We start from the raw sequence: 15,617 nt of genomic DNA, 5'->3' as shown, positions 1-15,617 counted from the left end.
GTGAATGAGATGGGGTTAGTTGGAGAACACTTCGGTCGCGTACTGCAACAGGTCATTGGGCGCCGTCTGCGGTCGACGGCCGGGGTCGGCTACCTTCGGCAGCTGTCGGCCGGTCTTCGCCGTCACGTACTCATTGATGGCCTTCGCATGCTCCTGCATCGCCTCGAGACTGTCGCCGACGATGAGATTCGCCGGCAAACCTGATTCCTCAACGACCTGGGCACGCCATTCGGAAGCCTGCTTCTCGGCCTTCAACTGGTCAAGCTCTTTCTGGAGCCTCGCCGTGCGCGCCTCGTTCTTCTGCTGTTCGCTCATCTGCGATTCCTTGAGCTGCTGCAGTTCGTCGGCGGCGGCCTTGTTGTCCTTCGCCCGCTTCTCCCACTCACGCGAGTGCGAGACGGCCTCTCGGTATTTGGCTTCCCAGTCCGTGGACTGCTCGCCGTGCGGCTCCTGTACGTTCCGCGACTGGTCTGTATTAGTGGCTTCCTCGGCCATGTGTTCCTCCTAATGGTGTTGATGGGGCCCGTTTCGGGCATAAAAAAACCACCCGTGCGGGTGGTTGTAAACAAAAATCGTGGTTATGGTGCTAGATGACTGCGCTTTCGGGGATATCGGCCCATGGGCGTGGTTTGCCGGCGATTAGGCATTCGATTGCCATCTGCTTGGCTTCCTCGTCGTTCTTGGGGTTATTCGGATCGTTGAAATGATTGATCCCCTCGCCGAATTCCAGTTCATAGCACGCAAAAACCTCGTCTGCGGGCTCTTTGGCGAACTCGTCCGAGGCATAGTATGACTGCATGGACGTGTACCGTTCCTGGATGTCGAATAGGTTGGCCATCAGCTCATGCTCCTTACCATGTCTTGGAACATTTTAAAGCTTTTCGGGAAGTAACTCACGAACAGCTTCCAAGTATTCTCATTGGAAAGATGCCCGCTGAACATTTCGGCGAATGCTTCCGTTTCCACGGAATGATCCTTGAAATAGCCGACCGGATGATACATCTTGGAGTAAACGTGCCACTTGTCGCCCAGCGCGAATTCGAGGATGTCATCTACGTCGAAATCCGTGCTTTTGCCTTGTGCGTGGATCTCATCGGCAAGGGTTTTCATCGCGATCTTGTCATCGACGTGTTCCTCGAACAAGGCGTCGTCGATGAATCTCAGCAGCTTCTCTTTTCCGTGTGCTCCTGCGTATTCTCCTCGGAATGCGTCTTTCCCGACTACGCCGAGTTTTCGCAGCTTGGTGAAGTCCTTGAAGGACAGTTCGCCATTTTGGATTGAGTCGCGAATTGTCTTCAGCTCCTGTTCGGCGGCAGACCAGGCCTTTTTCTTGGCTATAGCGAGTGCATCGTCTCCATCCTGTTTGAGTAGGTCTTTGAAACCGTTGCCGTTCTTGTCTCTGTAGATTTGCGAATAGTATTGTCGGCCATTGCCTTTAAGCCAGTCGAGCATGTGGCCGGTTTCATGGAAGAGAGTCTGGTATGGAGCGTGTCCGTCAGGGGCGTCGGTGAGATGGTCGATGTCGAGGCTGATGCCGAGCCGGTCCGGGTCGAAGGACGGGATGTCGCCGTTGTGCTTGTCCACGATGCGGTAACTGTTGGCGTGGTCGGCCCAGAGTCTGGCGGTTTTGACGTGTTTGGTGTCGGCGAGTGTCTGCAGTATCCCTGCTAGGTCGCTGGGGTCCAGTGTCTTGTAGAGATCGCTATCGACGCTGATGCCGAGCGGGGTGCCGTCCTTGAGCGCTCCGGCATAGATGCGGCGCATGGCTGACAGGGCGTCGCCGTTGTAGCCGTCCTGCGAACTGACCGCGTTCGCTGTCTGGTACATGTTCTTCCATTGCTGCTGTCGTGAGAGTAGGAGCTTGTTCTTGCCCCAGCTGGGTACGACGGTGCAGTGGCAGGCTCCGTTGTGGAAGCTGCCGCCGAAGCTGGCGGTATCCTCGCTCAGGTAGGCGAAGCCGCGGGAGGCGAGCATGACGCAGAACGCGCAGGGTTTCGCGCCGCCGCACACGCGCGCCCATCGGGGTTTGGTGGGGTCGGTGCGGATGTTGCGCTGCATGGTCAGTCGTCCTGAGGTGTTGATCATGTCGGCGACGAACTGCTGCGCGTCGTCCACGTTGTCCAACGGCGGCCACAGGTCGTCGATGGTCATGCCCGCGCGCGAGCGTCCTGCTTTGACCTGCTGGTAGGTCAGGCCGTTGAAGTCGGTGTTCGAGAAGCCGCCCTGCTGCTGCCAGAGCACGCGGTCCGTGTCGACCAGTTTCGTATGGTCGAAGTCCGGCATGGGCTGGTCGGATTGTTCCGCCCACAGGCCTCGCAGCTGGTCGTAGTAGTCGTTGGCCAGTTGCGAGGCCTCCCGCGAATAGTCGCCGACGAGGTTCTTGATGTCGATGTCGCCGCGGTTGACCGCGGTTTCGATGTCGTCGGTGGCCGCGTCGGTCAGGTTAGCCAGGTTGTCCTGATAATCCTTCTGGGCCTGTTCCAGCAGCTTCCTGAGTTCCGGCGGCGCCGTCAGACTGTTCAATGCCATCGGACGTCTCCTTCGTGGTCTGCTGCGGCAGCGTGCGCTGCTTGAGCTGGTCGATGCTGCGTTGCGCTTTCATGCGCTGCTGGTAGGCGCGGTACGAGCGGATCTCGCCGTAGGTCAGTCCGGCTTTCATCAGTCCGATGTCGGAGTCGGCGAAGTCGCTGTTGACACCGGCGATTTTCGAGTAGTAGTCGGCTCGGGCCGCGTCGGATACCTCGCGGGTCGGTGCCCATACGGGAGTGATGCGTGTCAGATCGTCGGCGGACAGGTTCAGGGCCATGCCGGCGGCGTCCTTCAGCGCCCGGGAGAACAATCGGTTTTGACGGTCGGCTTCCCGGGAGAGTTTTCGTTCCGCGGCCGCCATGGATTCGGCCGAGGCGGGGTTGTCCATCGTGATGCCGAGGTCGTTGACCGGCAGGCTGGTTTCGGAGGCGACGAGCATGGCGATGGTGCGCAGCATGTCCGAATGGGGTTGCATCGAGGCCTGCTGTACCTGCTGCATCGTGGGTATTTCGTCGTCCTCGTCGCGCGACACGGCGTTGATGGCGCTGATGAGGCTGCTCCAGGTGTCCGTTTTCAACGCTTCCGGGCCGAGTCCGAGGAACCAGACCTTAGGGCTTGAATAGAATTCCGCGTTGCCTTCCATGCGCACGAGCGTGCGGAACGCGATGTCCGTCAGGCTCATCAGCGGCCGGGTGATCCGGCTGCGTCCGAACGGGCGGTCCAGCTGCGGGTCGTAGCAGAACGCGACCACGGTCGGCCGTCCCCAGTTCGTGATCTTCACGTCGGCGACCCATCGGCCGGCGGCGAGCGAGCATTCGTAGACCTTGTCGGGAAGCCATACGCCGAATCCGGTGATGTTGCCGTTCTCATCCGCGTCGGTGATGGCCAGGGCGGCTTTGATCCGGTTGCGGGGCGTGTCCCACACGGCGGCCGACCATTCCGCGGATCGCGGGATGATGCGCGGGGATCCGTCTTCGGCAACGCTGACGGTCAGGAACGCGCAGGAATGCTTGTACGCGCTCACGATTGTCTGGGGGACGATGGTGTCCAGCGAGTTCATGTCGAACAATGCGTCAACATCGTCCTTCAACGTGCTGTTTTCCCCGCCGTCGACGGCGAAGCCTTCGAACGCGCTCAGATCCGCGAGCGTGCGCACCGTTTTGGCGGGCCAGCCGACGGGAGGCATGACCATGTTCGACTTGATCTTGTCCGGCATGCTGATGCCGAAGTCCTTCAGGCGTTCGTGTGCATCGTAGTAGAGGGTGCGCATGATGTTGCCCGGCTGCTTGTCCCGCCATACGCGCAGCAGGCGTTCCACGATGTCCCAGTCGGCTTCGTCGACGCCCTCAATGCCTCGTGCGGAGGGCAGTTCGCTGCCGTACAGGTACGGTTTGCCGCCGGACGCGGCCACGATTTCGCTGGATACCATCAGATCATCACCTCCTGTTTGCGGTTGGGGTTGCGTTTGGTGGTGTAGGCGCCGTAGAGGGCGAGGGTGCAGGCGACGAGCGGGCTGATGTCGATGTCCGTGCCGAGTTTGTTCCATGCGTAGGCGCCGTTCGGGCCGAGGGGGCGGATGATCGCGCCTTTGACGGCGGCGGCGAGCTGGGGTTGCATGCTGTCGGGCGGGTGGGACAGTGTTCCGTCGCGGAGCATGTCCTGGAAGCGTCCGCAGGCGCGCCCCATTTCCTGCATGCTGGTGGTCATGACGCGGATGCGGGCCTTTTTCAGTTCGGGCAGCAGGCTCATGGCGGGCGATTGCGAGTCGATGACCACGGCGCTGGTGCGGGGCCATCGGGTTTTGAGCCAGTCGACGGCCCATAGGACGCCGTTGTGGCGTGGATCCTTGATGTCGGCCATTTGGACGAGCGCGGTGCCGTCGGGGCGGCGGATCGCGCAGCCGATGGTCAGGGCGCTGCGGTCCGGTGGCATGTCGAGGCCGAAGCTGTAGACGGGATCGTCGGGCACGCTGGTGGATTCGGCCGCCGCCCACTGTTGCGGGTCGATCGCGCACACGCTGGTGGTCTCGTCCCACACGCCGAGCGCCTCACGCCGAAACGAGTCGGGGGTGAGCAGGTTGCGCATGCGTTGGATCGCGGTCTCGCTGGTGCGTTTGGGGTAGCTCGGGTTGGCTTTGGCCCATTGCGCGTGGTCGTCGAGATCCGCGTCGGGGTCGGCGCTCAGTTCGACGTACACCATGCCGTCCATGCCGGTGGCTGCGTTCCTGCGTTTTTCCTCGAACGCCTCCGAGGGGTCGCCCGGTTTGGGCGGGTTGCCCAGGAACACGACCAGGGGGTTCGGGCTGACGTTGACGATCGGGATCATGTTGTCCAGGGCACGGATGGTCAGGATCTGCGCCTCGTCGAACACTTCCACGTCCACCGAGTGCAGGCCTCGGCCGAAACCGTTCTCGCGGGCGCCGAACATGATGCGCGAGTTGTCGCGGAAGCTGATTTCCTGCTGGCCGTTGGCACGGCGGATGCGTTCGACGTATCGGGTGAACAGTTTGTTCTTGGCCAGGTCGCACAGGTCGTTGAACGTTTCGTCCGTGGTGCGTGTGTGGTGCGCGGTCCAGATGACCTTCAGCCCGGGGTGCAGTATGGCGAGGATGAACATGGCCGTGCCGAGCGTGAACGTCTTGCCGATCTGCCGGCAGCTGCTGACGACGGTGCCGCCCTCGCCGCACGCGTACCTGCCGTCGGCTCGTTTGGCGAGCATCAGGTACAGGAGTCCCTGCTGCCACAGGTCGTAGTGGATGCCGGCCTTGAGCGCGACCTTGTTGACCCGGGTGAACTCGCTGTTCACGATGCCGGTCGGCTGGACCAGCGTGCGGGCGATCTCAGACAATCGCGGCTCCGGCATCCTCGCTTACCTCCGTCGGTTCGTCGTCCAGGTCGAGCAGCGGGTCGCCGCCCGCGATCGACTCGAGTTCACGGCACACGCTGATCAGCTGGCGGCTGATCGCCGGCAGGGCCGACGCCGGCGTGTCCGGATCGTCCATCGCCGCCTGCAATCGGTCGCGGTTGCGGCGCAGCACGTCCTCCAGACTGTCGTCCATCATCCGTTCGAACTCGTGCCGGTCGATCGAAACGGCCGGCTCCGGGGCCGGCTTGCGATCGTGCCGCTTCCGTTCCGATGCAGCCTGGTCGTTGCGGCTGTTGCGCCGTTTCCTGCACGCCAGGACACGGCACGAGTCGCTGCAGTACTTCGCCCTGGGCGAGGCGTTGCGCGGCAACGGCTTGCCGCAGTGGGCGCATAGTCTCGCAGCCATGCAATCTCGCCTCCTTCCAGGGGGTTAACGCATGTCCCACGGCGTTAACGGTTAATGGTTGCAAACTCCGGGGAGAGATCGGCCCTGTGCCCGAGGTGGCCCCGACCGGCCTGGGTGGGGTGGCTCCCCCTGGTCTTACAAACCGATCGTCCTGAACGGCAGCGAGGCCGACGGCGGGTCGGACCGGCCTTTGATCTGTGCTCGCGCGTACGCGTCGCTGTGATTGCTTTTCAGCCTGTTGCATCGTCGATGCGTCAACTGGCAGTTGTTGAAGTCCAACGGGTCACCGCCACGGGACACCGGAACGATCTCGTCGACCTCGCCGCTCAGCGGATGCGGCGAGCGTAGTGTCTTGTCCACTGGCTTGCCGCAGATCGCGCACACGTCGTACGCGGCGAGCACGCGACGGCGCAGCTGGTCTCGCCGCCACCCATTGGCTCGCCGTGGATTGCCGGTCATGCCGTACCCGCCTTGTGCGAATGTGAAGGCCCGGCAACAGTAGTGTGCCTGTCGTCGGGCCTTGTCCCTGTGAGAAAGATCCCCGGGCATGCGTACCCAGGGGGCCGTGGTTTGGTTTAGCCTCCCACTCACGGCTGACGGAGGGGCCTGTTTTCCTGCCACCCCCCGGGGGTGTCGATATTCCAGACGGCGATGCCCGGGGGAGGGGGTGTTTTGCGGATGATGCAGGATTCGCACCTGCGAAGCGTGTCGAACACGCTTACCCGACTAGCAATCGGGCGCATTCGTCTGCTCTGCCAACCATCCAAAGGTGCGGCCCACGCCCGACCGGATTCGAACCGGCGACATCCATGACCGGAGCCATGCGCTCTATCCTCTGAGCTACGGAGGCGAACCGCGTGTCATCACCCATGCATCGCATGGAAATGACCACTGTAGCCATCTATACGGTGACAGTAGCCGAATGTCAAATACCGGTGACAGTCCGACCACGCTCCCGATCACGACGCGTGAACACCGACCACACATCCCACACCAGATAAACCGGAGCATCACCATCACGCCCAACCGGCACCAACAAGCCACGCCGAGCCCACTGACTAACCGTATTCCGCCGCACATCAATACCCCACGGAGCCAACCAGCGCACGATCTGCGCCGCCGTACCACGAACCCCACCAACCGCCAAACGCGCCATCGCCGCACGCTGCACCTCACGAATCTTATACTCGCCACGACAGCGCTCGCAGGCCGTGTATCCGCCGGCGATTTCCAGCATGGTGCAGCGCAGCTCCGCGCCGCATTGGGGGCACCAGCCGACCATCTTCGTGTCCGGCGGCGGATCCAACACGCGCTCCAATCGTGCGGCGGCCTGGTCGACCAGTTCGGCGAGCGCCGGGAAGTCATGGCGTTTGGTGAGGTTGTGCTGGTTGCGGATGATGCCGTTGAGCAGGTCGGTGGTGTCCATCGCGTGATGTGGGTGGAGTCGGGCGGCTCGGCTCATGGCCTGGGCGAGTTTGTCGATGTCTTGTTGGAGTTGCCAGGCTCCCATGTTCAGGGGGATGGGGGCGGTTTCGTGGCTGGCGCGGGTGCCGGTGGTGCGAATGAGGCTGGCTTTGCGCATGGCGATCTGCGCGAGCGGCTCGTACCCGGTCTTGAGCGAGCTCAGGTTGGTGGCGAATCGTGTGATGGGTGTGGTGTGTTCGTTCATGTGTTCGAAACCCTCCGCTCGGTCGGCTATGATGGTTGCTGACTAGGCGTGGCCCTCTACCTGTTCGGGTGGAGGGTTTCGTTTTAATCGAGGCCGTCGAACGATGGTGGTTCGATGAATTCCGGCCCGTATTGCCTGCTTGGCGGCTCGGCCGGCTCGGGATGGGTGAGCACGGCAAGAACCTCTTCCCGGCTCAGGCTCATGAGTCGTGCCGTGGTGTCGATGTCATAGCCGCGCTGCGCCCACCTGCGGATCATCTCCCGCCTGGCCTTACTGATCATCACGGCTCCATCCCTTGTCGGCGCCGTCGGCGTGATCCCAGTCGCAGGACAAGCCTCCGTTGTCAACGCTTACGCAGATCACATGGCGGGACTCTCCCAGCGGTACTCGGTATGAGCACAATGGAGATCCCCAAGTGGCCCGGCCGCAGGCGATCTTCGTGGTCGTCTCCGGCATTTGCGTGGAGCCACCACAACCGGCGAGCGCCATGATGCAAACAATGGTGCAGACTACGGTGATTGTTCTCTGGGCTAGTGTGATTCGGTGCATGATGATGTTCCTTTTGGTTGGGATTGGTGTTTCAGCAGCATTGCGATCAGGGCTTCCACGCTGGGCGCGGTGATGGTGGCGGAGTAGTAGACGCAATCAGTGAAGGGGACGAGACTTACGCGCAGGTCTCCGTTTTCACGACAGTCGAATGAGATTTCGTCACCTGATGCATAGAACGTGAGACTGCCTCGCTCAATATCGGCCGCCAGCTGCGCCTTGGCGAGCTCGTGTAGTGCGTCCAGGAAGGGTTTGCTTGGGTTGAGGATGCAATGGAACGGGTAGACGGATCGGTCCTCGATGAGTTGGACCTCGCAGATAGTGTCGTCCTGATCCTCTTCCAGAGAGACACCTTTGATCCCACGCTCGCGGGCCAGATCGAGCAGTTCGGCTTCTTGCCCGGCGATGTCTTCCGGCGGGCATGTGACGGTTTCGCTCATTCGGGGTCCTCCAGTAGGCTGATGTCGGTGGTAATGCCGTAATGGTCGTACATGTAATCCGCCTGCTCCTTGATTCGCTGCTCACTGACCTGCTGCCACGTATCGGCATACCAGTCAGCAAGCGCTCGCCGTAGGTCGGTGCGGGTGAGGATTTTCGCTGTTGTTTCGCTCATCTCGATGTCTCCGCCTTGGCTGTCTTTCTGTGTTTGCGTTCGGCTTTCCATTTCGGGTGGTAGAGGAGGAAAACAGCGAGCGTGCTTATCGGCTGCCAGAAGTCGCCGCATGGTAGGTCGAGCTGCCACCATTGCCCGCATACCGGGCAACGCCAGACGGGATCGGAGCCGGTAGGCGCGCAGTATTGGCTACTCATAGCAGTGCCCTCGTTCTGGCGGCCATGATCGCGAGCCGTGCGAGACGTTGGTATTGGGCTCTCGTGACCGGGTTCATGTCAGGCCACAGGCTCGCCACCTCTTTCGGGTCCATGTCGGTGGTACCCGTGTAGATAGCGAGCGCCGCGGCATCGATCTCCAACTCGGTTGGTTGGCGTACGGCGCCGGCCATGTAGGCGGTGCGAGAGTAGCGGCATCGTTCGGAGCGAGTGCACATGACGGGGCGCTCGCCCTGGTCTGGGGTGGGGTAGCGTTCTTCGAGTTCCTGGAGGATGATGCTCATTGCTGGTTTCTTTCGTGTTCGATGAGTTGGTCGAGGCTGTCGAGGACGGTGTCGAGGTCGCCTTGGTAGAGGTATATCCATATCGCGGTTGTGTACGTGGCGCCTGTCGGGGGTAGGGCGAGTTTCTTCAGGATGCCGCGTTGCAGGCGTGTCCATGCGATCGTCTCGCCGCGGTCTATTGCTCGGCAGAGATACCATCGGGCTTTCTCGAGGTCCTCTACGGGTCGGCTCTTCGCCTTGTAGCGCCACAGGTATTTGATGCAGTTGCCGAGGCAGAAGCTCGTGTCGGCGGTCAGGTCGATGCATTCCATGCCGGGGTGTGCGTCGGTGTAATGCTTCGGGCTGTTGATCGGGTCGTTGATCCAGCTCATTCGTGGTCTCCTTGCTGTCCGGCGCACATGATGTCGAGATACATGGCGTAATCGGAGCGGTCGCGGCTGATGCAGTCCTGGACTCGATGCGTGCCCGCGTGATCCCGGTAGGGGTTATGGCCGAGCGCGATGTCCGCCATACGGAACGCGGACAGGTCGAGTTTGCGGTGGCTGACATAGGAGCGGATCCAGTCGGGGCCGTTGTATTCGCCGAGCTGATGGTCGAGGATGTCGATGTCGTAGTCGACGTTCGTGCCGGCCGGGTGCAGCGTGTATCGGCTGGCCTCGTCCTGCAACCATTCCTTGAGGTTGAGCGCGATGATCGGATAGCCGACCGCCTCATGCTCGTCGCCGGCGATCTGGTCCCACAGGCCGTTCGCCAGGTGCATGCGCAACGCGGCGGGCGACACGTCGAACAGGCTGCACTCGGAGGGGCGAACGATGCTGGTGAACTGATCATGGGCTTCGACGCCGTCCATGCCAGTGACGATCATGCCGACCTCCAACAGCTTGCTGTCCGTGCGGCTGATGCCGGTGGTCTCCACGTCGATCCACAGCAGCCGGTCGGGCTTCGCCGGGGGAGCGGGCGGGGTGAGCGTGATCGTATCGTTGGTGTTGGTCATTGGTTGTCCTTTCGAGTGTTTGTCGTGTATGGAGTCCATGTGCCGTCCTGGTCGAGCAGGATCCAACCGTGACGGCGGGTGAACAGGGAATGGTGCGGGTCGGCCCATGCGTGGACGAGCCAGCCATGCCGGTAGGCGAGATCCGGGTCGGCGTGCACGTCGCCGTGACAGCCCGTCGTGCCGGACCCGCACAGGCAGATGAGATTCGACGCATGGTTGAGATCCACGCCCCCGTGACTGCGCAACCGGCGGTGGTGGATGCTGTAGCCGCTCCACTGCGCGTCGAGATCCCGACCGCAGATCACGCACCGGTACGAGTCCCGGCACAGGACCAGCCTGCGCGTCTCCATGTCCGGGCCGGTCACGGTCGGCCCCCGGTCTTCACAGTGGGGCATTCGATGACGGGCTGGGGTTTGTCGGCGTGCATGTCGTGCGCGACCGCCGCGCCGAGCAGCGTGCCCACGCTCAACCCGGCCAGGAACACGCCGACCAGGAAACGCCGGCTCATGCGACCTCCCCGTCCACGCCCGGGATGATCTCCACGTCGTAGCTGCGACGGCCGCCGTCCCGATGCTCGAGCGTGATCAACGCCTTGTCCCCGTCACGCGTCAGCTCATGCTCGAGCGGATGGAACATGAACGCCGTGACCAACGCGTCCACATGCCGTTCGCGCAGGTCGTCGATCTCCCGCTCCGCATGCCACAGGAGATGGCCGAGCGTGGCCGACGAGACCGACCAGGCCAGCATGAAACCGCACAGCAGGAACATGAGCCGGGGCGCGCCCACGACCATGTCGACGATCACGAGACCCAGCCACAGGAGCGCCAGACACAGGTCGGGCCATTCGTGCTTCAACCAGCATTTCATCAGTGTTTTCCTTTCATTTCCAACGGTTTCCGGGGGTTAGGCGATGGCGGCGAGATCATCCACGAGGATGCCCTTCGCGGCCAGCTCGTCGGGATCACCATGGGCGAGCATGTCCACGATCGCGACCGGGTCGACGCCCCTGTCGAGCAGGGCCGCGACCTGCGGCACCCACTGCAATCGCACCGACTCGTCCGGCTGCCGGGCCCTGACCGGCCGGCTCGACGTGAGCAGCTTGCGCGCCCGACGCCGCGACTCGCTCTCCACGCCCTCGGCAAGCGCGGGCGGGGTGGTCAGGCCGAGTTCGCGGGCCCGGTCGAGCCAGTTGGTGAACGCGGCGGCGGGGTCGGCGGGCGGTTTGCCGGTTTCGGCGATCTTGTTGCGGAATTTGCGTAGTTCCCATTCGCAGTCGACGCCGTATTGGGCGGCGAGCTGTTGGTGTTCGTCGTTGGGGGTGAATGCGGCGAGGGCTTTCAGTCGGTCGGTTGTGGTGTTGCGCGTGCGCGTACTCTCTCTTGACGGTTGTATTGGTGGTTCTATGACGGTTTGGGTGACATGGGTGTCACCGGTGTCGGCACTGGGATGACACCGGGGTGGTGTCATGGGGACCACCGGGGTGGTGACATGGGTGTCACCGGTGGGGGTGACGGTGGTGTCACCGGTAGGGGTGTCACGTATGTCACCGGTAGGGGTGTCGTGTATGTCACCGGTACCGGTGTCGTGCGTGACACCGGTCTTGTGTCGTGGTTTGCGTTCCGGGAACACCTGGTAGACGACGGGCTTCTGTCCCTTGGGGTAGCCCTTCGTGAGCCGTTGGTCGCCCTCCGTGATCAGCCCCAACGTCTTGAGTTTCCGGAGGCTGCGTTGGATGGTGCGGTCCCCGACCTCGACCTCGGCGGCGAGCGTGGCGACGCTGGGCCATGCCTGTCGATCGTCGTTGGCGTAGTCGGCGAGCACGATCAGCAGGAGCTTCGTGGTGCTGTCGCCCTTGAGCCGGGTCTTCTTGGCCCTGGCGACCAGTTCGATGCTCATAGTGACTCCTTGATCGGGGTGATGTCGATGCCCGTGATCCGCGTGTTCTCGGCGAGGCTGGCGAGCATGGCCTGCAATGCCATCGGACTGACCGACGGGGGACAGGCGGTGGGATGATGGTCGACCGTCCGGTATGAGAACCGGCCAGCGCCGGACGGGGTCAGGTAGTTGATCGTGGTGCGTGTGATCATCGGCGTGACTCCAGTTCGAGGGCGATGGTGCGCCCGTGTCCGGTCAGCTCCCACTGGTCGTCGACGGTCTGTTCGACCAGGCCGAGATCCTCCAACGTGGCGAGCGTGCGCAACCGGTTGCCGTTACTGGTGACGATGCCGCAGACCAAGAGCCGGGACAGGATCCGGGTCTGTGCCTGGGTGAGCCGTGCGGGCCGGCCGTCCGCCAAACGAACCCACGCCATCATCGGTCCGCCTCCCGTTTGCGGCACACGAACACGCGGAACACGCCCTGCGGGTTCTCGCGCGCGGTCGCGTCGTACCGGCCGGCCGGCTTCCACGAGCCCGAATGGGCCGTGCGGATGTTGCTGGCCCACTGGGTCGCCTTCGCATAGGAGTCGAAACGGAGCCCGAGATCGCGGTAACGGCCCGGCTGTTCGTCCAACATGCGGGCGAGCTTCTGCCACTTGCCCCGATACCCCTCCTCGTGCAGGTTCACCGGCGGCACGTCCCACCAGCCGTCCTCCGGCTCCGCCGGCATCGTCGGCGCCGCGGGCTCGGCCTGGGCGGCGACCTTCAACGCCTGGCACAAGGACAGTTGCGGCTGGTCGTCCAACACGTCGATGGCCGGGGCGATCAGATCCCCGTACGTGCGGGCCATGTACAAGCGGGCCGCACGACGGTCCGACACCGGCAGATCACGCCACGCCGCATTGCACAGTTCCTCGAGATCCACGTTCTTCCTTCTCGCCATTACGTTGTTCCTTTCCTAGAATTCCGGGTCCGATGCGGGATCGCCGGCACCGAAATCGCTCGGCCCGCCATTGGCCCACGGGTCCGCGGGACCGCCGTCCGCCGGCGGCGCGACCTGAGCATTGGCGTGGGCTGTCGGCGCCTGCCGGGCGGAAGCGCCGCCCGTATACCCGCCGCGCGCGTTGTTGCCCTGTCTGGAGACCTGGGCGGTCGCATACCTGAGGCTCGGGCCGATCTCGTCGACCTGCAGTTCGATGATCGTGCGGTTCGACCCGTCCGACGCCTGGTAGGAACGCTGCTGCAAACGGCCCTGCGCGATCACGCGCATGCCCTTGGACAGGGAACGGACGCAATGGTCGGCCAGCTCACGCCATGCGGAGCAGCGCAGGAACAACGCCTGCCCGTCCTCGTACTGATTGGTCTGCCGGTTCCAGGTGCGCGGCGTCGACGCGATCGTGAAGCTCGCGACGTTCACACCGCTGCCGAGGGTGCGCAGTTCGGGATCCGCGGTCAGGTTCCCGATGATCGTGAGAATGGTCTCTCCGGCCATATGAGTCCTCCTTGTGTGTATCGGGGTCGACGTGCCCGCGTCTGCCGCGGGTCGATCATGTTCAGGCCTTCTCGTACAGGTAGTCGGCGCGACTGTAGCGGTGGGTTTCCTCGGCCCGTCTGACGTCCTCGCGCCTCCAGCCCCGCACGCGTCCGTTCACCCGGACCGGTTCGGGGTAGATGCTCGGAATCGCGCCGCACGACATCTTGTAGACCGTGGACTTCGACCGGCCCAGATGCTCGGCCATTTCGGCGACCGACATCAACGGCTCCAACGGCGTTCTCGCTGCCATGAGATATCCTTTCCTTGAAACCTGTTGTTTCGCCCACGTTGCCGCGTGGGCTCTTTCATTTGTGAGCTGTCTGCTCGTGGACTGTCGCGGAATCGAACCGCGTCCCGTCGTTTGCCGCAGCTGACGAGTGCTGCGATCTCCGAGCGGGGGCTAGCCTGCCAGCCCTAGCGGGCGCCGGCCGAGAGAAAACCGACGCCCGTGGTTTGAGAATCTTCGGTTATTTGGTGTTAACGACTGGCCTTTGTCGCCGCCCGCCGGTCGGAAGGAAAACGCACAATGCCGGCGGGCAAGACTTATGCGGCGATGGTCTGGTGCTGGACGGGACTGCCGGCCAGCCAGGCCTGCACCTCGGTCAGCGGGTAGAGGACCGGCCGCCGGTCGAGCCGACAGCCGGGCACCTTCGTGCCCATCTTGATGAAGCCGGGGCCTTTGCCCAGGGTGCGCCAGACGGCGAGCGTGCCGGTCGTGGGCGACCCGTCGCACATGGCCGACACAGTGGCCGGCCGCAGGTACGCGACGCCGTCGATCGTGATGTCGGCGTGAATACGAGTGCGTGTCATGACTTGTCTCCTTCCACGAGGGTCAGCAGGCGGAACGGCACGTACCCGCAGGCGACCAGACTGGCGATCAGGTTGCCGATCGGGTGGCTGCATCCCTCGTGCGAGAGCAGCCAGATGAGGGCGAGCAGCAGGATGATCAGGAGCGTGGTGTACGGATGGTGGTGGCGATGAGCGGCGTTGGTCATGGCGTCGGCTCCTTTCAAAAGGGGTCACCTCCCCTCCGGTAGGCTGGTGGTTGTCTGAAATCTCTAGCCAATGAAGAGAGGTGAAGAATCAATGGATGACGAGGATCTGATCAGACTGTTGGAAAGTCGCTTGGGGGAAGCCCGGAGTCAACGGGAGGATGTTCCGCTGAGCCGGATCCTGATCCCGTATTTCGAGGGGATCGAGAGGCGTATCGAGGATCTGTACTCGCGTATTGGCGAACTGGAGGATGAGGTGCGACGGTTGCAATCCATGCCATGAGCTCGTCGCGCTCTTCGAGTAGCCGGAGGGTCGCCTGTGCGGTGAGCGTGATCAGTCTGCCGGACGACGTTTTCCATCGATGCTTTTCCGGGACGCTGCGGTAGCCTGTCATTCCGCCTCCTTGCTGGTGAGGAAATTGACGATCATGCGGGTCTCGTCGGGGTTGAGGGTGATGGTCGCGTCGGTGATGCCGAGGTCACCGAGACGCAGTTCAGTGCCGCCATCCGGCAGGTTGCGGAGGGTGAGTGGCCGGCCGGGATCGGTTCGGTTGACGAGTTTGAGCAGGCTCATCAGTCCACCTCCTTACCGGCGAGCGCCGGCGATTTGAACGGTTCCGGCAGGAGCGCCGCTGGAGGTTCTTCCAGTACTTCTGCGATGGCGAGAATCTCGTTGATGTTGAAGCTCCGATACCCCTTGAGCTTGCTGTTGAGGGTGCTGTATGGCATGCCTGTCTTGTCGGAGATGGCACGTTTGGTGATTCCTTTAGTTCGAATCTTCCTGTCGACCTCATGGCCGATCTCGATATCTACATTGCTCATGTGAGCAACGATATATCTCTGGTCAACAATCGTCAATGTCGGCGTGTCTCAAACGAGCAACACGCTCCCATTTTGCGAATTGCCGTTGCTGGAATTGAGATGTAAAGTACTCACATGAGTAAATTGCAAGACGAACGTAGCCACAGATTCTCGCAGTTGGTCGGACTGGAACTAAAAGCCAGCTTCGCCCGGCATGAAACATCTCAGGCAGAGGTAGCCGAAAAACTCGGCCACTCAAAATCGGGATACTCCCGATGGCTGAATGCAAAGC

General features: G+C 62.6%; 29 protein-coding genes and 1 tRNA gene. 2 read left to right on the top strand and 28 right to left on the bottom strand.

Annotation, left to right across the window (positions count from 1 at the left end):
- Positions 1-15 precede the first annotated feature (15 nt).
- From JS533_RS01655 to JS533_RS01530, 26 genes are all read right to left on the bottom strand, one after another.
- Entirely contained in the window at positions 16-495 is a 480-nt protein-coding gene (locus tag JS533_RS01655; RefSeq protein ID WP_241512827.1) for a helicase, read from the bottom strand.
- Positions 496-586: 91 nt separating this feature from the next.
- Positions 587-838: a hypothetical protein gene (locus JS533_RS01650; RefSeq protein WP_241512826.1), complete on the bottom strand. Its 252-nt coding sequence runs from the start codon at positions 836-838 to the stop codon at positions 587-589.
- Positions 838-2,529, bottom strand: a complete 1,692-nt coding sequence (locus JS533_RS01645) for a VG15 protein (RefSeq protein WP_241512825.1) — start codon at positions 2,527-2,529, stop codon at positions 838-840. Before JS533_RS01645 ends, JS533_RS01650 begins: the two co-directional genes overlap by 1 nt.
- Positions 2,444-3,958: a phage portal protein gene (locus JS533_RS01640; protein WP_241512824.1), complete on the bottom strand. Its 1,515-nt coding sequence runs from the start codon at positions 3,956-3,958 to the stop codon at positions 2,444-2,446. The genes JS533_RS01645 and JS533_RS01640 overlap by 86 nt, the downstream gene beginning before the upstream one ends.
- Positions 3,958-5,376 (bottom strand): terminase, encoded by a 1,419-nt coding sequence (locus JS533_RS01635; RefSeq protein ID WP_338024156.1) that lies wholly within the window; start codon positions 5,374-5,376, stop codon positions 3,958-3,960. Before JS533_RS01635 ends, JS533_RS01640 begins: the two co-directional genes overlap by 1 nt.
- Complete coding sequence (locus tag JS533_RS01630) at positions 5,369-5,800, bottom strand: hypothetical protein (protein ID WP_241512822.1); 432 nt, start codon at positions 5,798-5,800, stop codon at positions 5,369-5,371. The genes JS533_RS01635 and JS533_RS01630 overlap by 8 nt, the downstream gene beginning before the upstream one ends.
- Positions 5,801-5,935: 135 nt before the next feature.
- Positions 5,936-6,259: an HNH endonuclease gene (locus JS533_RS01625; RefSeq protein ID WP_241512821.1), complete on the bottom strand. Its 324-nt coding sequence runs from the start codon at positions 6,257-6,259 to the stop codon at positions 5,936-5,938.
- 216 nt (positions 6,260-6,475) lie between these two features.
- Positions 6,476-6,565 (bottom strand) — tRNA-Ser (locus JS533_RS01620).
- A 160-nt stretch (positions 6,566-6,725) separates the two neighbouring features.
- Entirely contained in the window at positions 6,726-7,469 is a 744-nt protein-coding gene (locus JS533_RS01615; RefSeq protein WP_241512820.1) for a hypothetical protein, read from the bottom strand.
- Between the two features lie 83 nt (positions 7,470-7,552).
- A complete protein-coding gene (locus tag JS533_RS01610) occupies positions 7,553-7,750 on the bottom strand; it encodes a hypothetical protein (RefSeq protein ID WP_241512819.1) in 198 nt (65 codons plus the stop codon).
- 249 nt (positions 7,751-7,999) lie between these two features.
- Entirely contained in the window at positions 8,000-8,455 is a 456-nt protein-coding gene (locus JS533_RS01605) for a hypothetical protein (RefSeq protein WP_241512818.1), read from the bottom strand.
- Entirely contained in the window at positions 8,452-8,628 is a 177-nt protein-coding gene (locus JS533_RS01600) for a hypothetical protein (protein WP_241512817.1), read from the bottom strand. The genes JS533_RS01605 and JS533_RS01600 overlap by 4 nt, the downstream gene beginning before the upstream one ends.
- 193 nt (positions 8,629-8,821) lie before the next feature.
- The gene (locus JS533_RS01595) at positions 8,822-9,127 is read right to left on the bottom strand and encodes a hypothetical protein (protein WP_241512816.1); all 306 of its coding nucleotides are present in this window, start codon (positions 9,125-9,127) and stop codon (positions 8,822-8,824) included.
- Positions 9,124-9,498, bottom strand: coding sequence for a DUF3310 domain-containing protein (locus JS533_RS01590; RefSeq protein ID WP_241512815.1), 375 nt, complete (start codon positions 9,496-9,498; stop codon positions 9,124-9,126). The genes JS533_RS01595 and JS533_RS01590 overlap by 4 nt, the downstream gene beginning before the upstream one ends.
- Entirely contained in the window at positions 9,495-10,121 is a 627-nt protein-coding gene (locus JS533_RS01585; RefSeq protein WP_241512814.1) for a 3'-5' exonuclease family protein, read from the bottom strand. The genes JS533_RS01590 and JS533_RS01585 overlap by 4 nt, the downstream gene beginning before the upstream one ends.
- Positions 10,118-10,471, bottom strand: a complete 354-nt coding sequence (locus JS533_RS01580; protein ID WP_241512813.1) for an HNH endonuclease — start codon at positions 10,469-10,471, stop codon at positions 10,118-10,120. The genes JS533_RS01585 and JS533_RS01580 overlap by 4 nt, the downstream gene beginning before the upstream one ends.
- A gap of 11 nt (positions 10,472-10,482) precedes the next feature.
- The gene (locus JS533_RS01575) at positions 10,483-10,629 is read right to left on the bottom strand and encodes a hypothetical protein (protein WP_241512812.1); all 147 of its coding nucleotides are present in this window, start codon (positions 10,627-10,629) and stop codon (positions 10,483-10,485) included.
- Positions 10,626-10,988 carry a hypothetical protein gene (locus tag JS533_RS01570; protein WP_241512811.1) on the bottom strand — a complete coding sequence of 121 codons (363 nt, stop codon included), beginning with the start codon at positions 10,986-10,988 and terminating at the stop codon, positions 10,626-10,628. The genes JS533_RS01575 and JS533_RS01570 overlap by 4 nt, the downstream gene beginning before the upstream one ends.
- Before the next feature lie 36 nt (positions 10,989-11,024).
- Complete coding sequence (locus JS533_RS01565; RefSeq protein WP_241512810.1) at positions 11,025-12,017, bottom strand: helix-turn-helix domain-containing protein; 993 nt, start codon at positions 12,015-12,017, stop codon at positions 11,025-11,027.
- A complete protein-coding gene (locus tag JS533_RS01560) occupies positions 12,014-12,208 on the bottom strand; it encodes a hypothetical protein (RefSeq protein ID WP_241512809.1) in 195 nt (64 codons plus the stop codon). Before JS533_RS01560 ends, JS533_RS01565 begins: the two co-directional genes overlap by 4 nt.
- Positions 12,205-12,435, bottom strand: coding sequence for a hypothetical protein (locus JS533_RS01555; RefSeq protein WP_241512808.1), 231 nt, complete (start codon positions 12,433-12,435; stop codon positions 12,205-12,207). The genes JS533_RS01560 and JS533_RS01555 overlap by 4 nt, the downstream gene beginning before the upstream one ends.
- Complete coding sequence (locus JS533_RS01550) at positions 12,432-12,941, bottom strand: hypothetical protein (protein ID WP_241512807.1); 510 nt, start codon at positions 12,939-12,941, stop codon at positions 12,432-12,434. Before JS533_RS01550 ends, JS533_RS01555 begins: the two co-directional genes overlap by 4 nt.
- A 15-nt stretch (positions 12,942-12,956) precedes the next feature.
- Positions 12,957-13,490 (bottom strand): single-stranded DNA-binding protein, encoded by a 534-nt coding sequence (locus tag JS533_RS01545; RefSeq protein ID WP_241512806.1) that lies wholly within the window; start codon positions 13,488-13,490, stop codon positions 12,957-12,959.
- Between the two features lie 61 nt (positions 13,491-13,551).
- Entirely contained in the window at positions 13,552-13,782 is a 231-nt protein-coding gene (locus tag JS533_RS01540) for a helix-turn-helix transcriptional regulator (protein WP_241512805.1), read from the bottom strand.
- A 293-nt stretch (positions 13,783-14,075) separates the two neighbouring features.
- Positions 14,076-14,342, bottom strand: coding sequence for a hypothetical protein (locus JS533_RS01535; protein ID WP_241512804.1), 267 nt, complete (start codon positions 14,340-14,342; stop codon positions 14,076-14,078).
- On the bottom strand, positions 14,339-14,527 hold the full coding sequence (locus JS533_RS01530) for a hypothetical protein (protein ID WP_241512803.1): 189 nt from the start codon (positions 14,525-14,527) through the stop codon (positions 14,339-14,341). The genes JS533_RS01535 and JS533_RS01530 overlap by 4 nt, the downstream gene beginning before the upstream one ends.
- Positions 14,528-14,618: 91 nt before the next feature.
- Here JS533_RS01530 and JS533_RS01525 point away from each other — a divergent pair, with 91 nt between their 5' ends.
- Complete coding sequence (locus JS533_RS01525) at positions 14,619-14,807, top strand: hypothetical protein (protein WP_241512802.1); 189 nt, start codon at positions 14,619-14,621, stop codon at positions 14,805-14,807.
- Between the two features lie 108 nt (positions 14,808-14,915).
- On the opposite strand, the gene JS533_RS01520 is transcribed toward JS533_RS01525, so the two are convergent.
- Entirely contained in the window at positions 14,916-15,098 is a 183-nt protein-coding gene (locus JS533_RS01520) for a hypothetical protein (RefSeq protein WP_241512801.1), read from the bottom strand.
- Positions 15,098-15,346 carry a helix-turn-helix domain-containing protein gene (locus tag JS533_RS01515; protein ID WP_241512800.1) on the bottom strand — a complete coding sequence of 83 codons (249 nt, stop codon included), beginning with the start codon at positions 15,344-15,346 and terminating at the stop codon, positions 15,098-15,100. Before JS533_RS01515 ends, JS533_RS01520 begins: the two co-directional genes overlap by 1 nt.
- Positions 15,347-15,460: 114 nt before the next feature.
- On the opposite strand from JS533_RS01515, the gene JS533_RS13840 reads away from it, so the two are divergent.
- A partial coding sequence (locus tag JS533_RS13840) for a helix-turn-helix domain-containing protein (protein ID WP_420838609.1) occupies positions 15,461-15,617 on the top strand: 157 nt, incomplete at its 3' end.

It is taken from the genome of Bifidobacterium amazonense (assembly GCF_018555435.2).
GTDB lineage: Bacteria > Actinomycetota > Actinomycetes > Actinomycetales > Bifidobacteriaceae > Bifidobacterium > Bifidobacterium amazonense.
This window is presented reverse-complemented; position numbering and strand designations above follow the sequence as displayed.

Excerpts from the sequence above, each read along its gene's own strand:
- JS533_RS01585 (WP_241512814.1), bottom strand. The coding sequence starts at position 10,121 with ATGACCAACACCAACGATACGATCACGCTCACCCCGCCCGCTCCCCCG.
- JS533_RS01525 (WP_241512802.1), top strand. The coding sequence starts at position 14,619 with ATGGATGACGAGGATCTGATCAGACTGTTGGAAAGTCGCTTGGGGGAA.
- JS533_RS01595 (WP_241512816.1), bottom strand. The coding sequence starts at position 9,127 with ATGAGCATCATCCTCCAGGAACTCGAAGAACGCTACCCCACCCCAGAC.
- JS533_RS01640 (WP_241512824.1), bottom strand. The coding sequence starts at position 3,958 with ATGGTATCCAGCGAAATCGTGGCCGCGTCCGGCGGCAAACCGTACCTG.
- JS533_RS01580 (WP_241512813.1), bottom strand. The coding sequence starts at position 10,471 with ATGGAGACGCGCAGGCTGGTCCTGTGCCGGGACTCGTACCGGTGCGTG.
- JS533_RS01625 (WP_241512821.1), bottom strand. The coding sequence starts at position 6,259 with ATGACCGGCAATCCACGGCGAGCCAATGGGTGGCGGCGAGACCAGCTG.
- JS533_RS01545 (WP_241512806.1), bottom strand. The coding sequence starts at position 13,490 with ATGGCCGGAGAGACCATTCTCACGATCATCGGGAACCTGACCGCGGAT.
- JS533_RS01560 (WP_241512809.1), bottom strand. The coding sequence starts at position 12,208 with ATGATCACACGCACCACGATCAACTACCTGACCCCGTCCGGCGCTGGC.
- JS533_RS01645 (WP_241512825.1), bottom strand. The coding sequence starts at position 2,529 with ATGGCATTGAACAGTCTGACGGCGCCGCCGGAACTCAGGAAGCTGCTG.
- JS533_RS01515 (WP_241512800.1), bottom strand. The coding sequence starts at position 15,346 with ATGAGCAATGTAGATATCGAGATCGGCCATGAGGTCGACAGGAAGATT.
- JS533_RS01615 (WP_241512820.1), bottom strand. The coding sequence starts at position 7,469 with ATGAACGAACACACCACACCCATCACACGATTCGCCACCAACCTGAGC.
- JS533_RS01605 (WP_241512818.1), bottom strand. The coding sequence starts at position 8,455 with ATGAGCGAAACCGTCACATGCCCGCCGGAAGACATCGCCGGGCAAGAA.
- JS533_RS01535 (WP_241512804.1), bottom strand. The coding sequence starts at position 14,342 with ATGACACGCACTCGTATTCACGCCGACATCACGATCGACGGCGTCGCG.
- JS533_RS01555 (WP_241512808.1), bottom strand. The coding sequence starts at position 12,435 with ATGATGGCGTGGGTTCGTTTGGCGGACGGCCGGCCCGCACGGCTCACC.
- JS533_RS01630 (WP_241512822.1), bottom strand. The coding sequence starts at position 5,800 with ATGGCTGCGAGACTATGCGCCCACTGCGGCAAGCCGTTGCCGCGCAAC.
- JS533_RS01570 (WP_241512811.1), bottom strand. The coding sequence starts at position 10,988 with ATGAAATGCTGGTTGAAGCACGAATGGCCCGACCTGTGTCTGGCGCTC.
- JS533_RS01590 (WP_241512815.1), bottom strand. The coding sequence starts at position 9,498 with ATGAGCTGGATCAACGACCCGATCAACAGCCCGAAGCATTACACCGAC.
- JS533_RS01530 (WP_241512803.1), bottom strand. The coding sequence starts at position 14,527 with ATGACCAACGCCGCTCATCGCCACCACCATCCGTACACCACGCTCCTG.
- JS533_RS01600 (WP_241512817.1), bottom strand. The coding sequence starts at position 8,628 with ATGAGCGAAACAACAGCGAAAATCCTCACCCGCACCGACCTACGGCGA.
- JS533_RS01520 (WP_241512801.1), bottom strand. The coding sequence starts at position 15,098 with ATGAGCCTGCTCAAACTCGTCAACCGAACCGATCCCGGCCGGCCACTC.
- JS533_RS01550 (WP_241512807.1), bottom strand. The coding sequence starts at position 12,941 with ATGGCGAGAAGGAAGAACGTGGATCTCGAGGAACTGTGCAATGCGGCG.
- JS533_RS01565 (WP_241512810.1), bottom strand. The coding sequence starts at position 12,017 with ATGAGCATCGAACTGGTCGCCAGGGCCAAGAAGACCCGGCTCAAGGGC.
- JS533_RS01655 (WP_241512827.1), bottom strand. The coding sequence starts at position 495 with ATGGCCGAGGAAGCCACTAATACAGACCAGTCGCGGAACGTACAGGAG.
- JS533_RS01575 (WP_241512812.1), bottom strand. The coding sequence starts at position 10,629 with ATGAGCCGGCGTTTCCTGGTCGGCGTGTTCCTGGCCGGGTTGAGCGTG.
- JS533_RS01650 (WP_241512826.1), bottom strand. The coding sequence starts at position 838 with ATGGCCAACCTATTCGACATCCAGGAACGGTACACGTCCATGCAGTCA.
- JS533_RS01610 (WP_241512819.1), bottom strand. The coding sequence starts at position 7,750 with ATGATCAGTAAGGCCAGGCGGGAGATGATCCGCAGGTGGGCGCAGCGC.
- JS533_RS01540 (WP_241512805.1), bottom strand. The coding sequence starts at position 13,782 with ATGGCAGCGAGAACGCCGTTGGAGCCGTTGATGTCGGTCGCCGAAATG.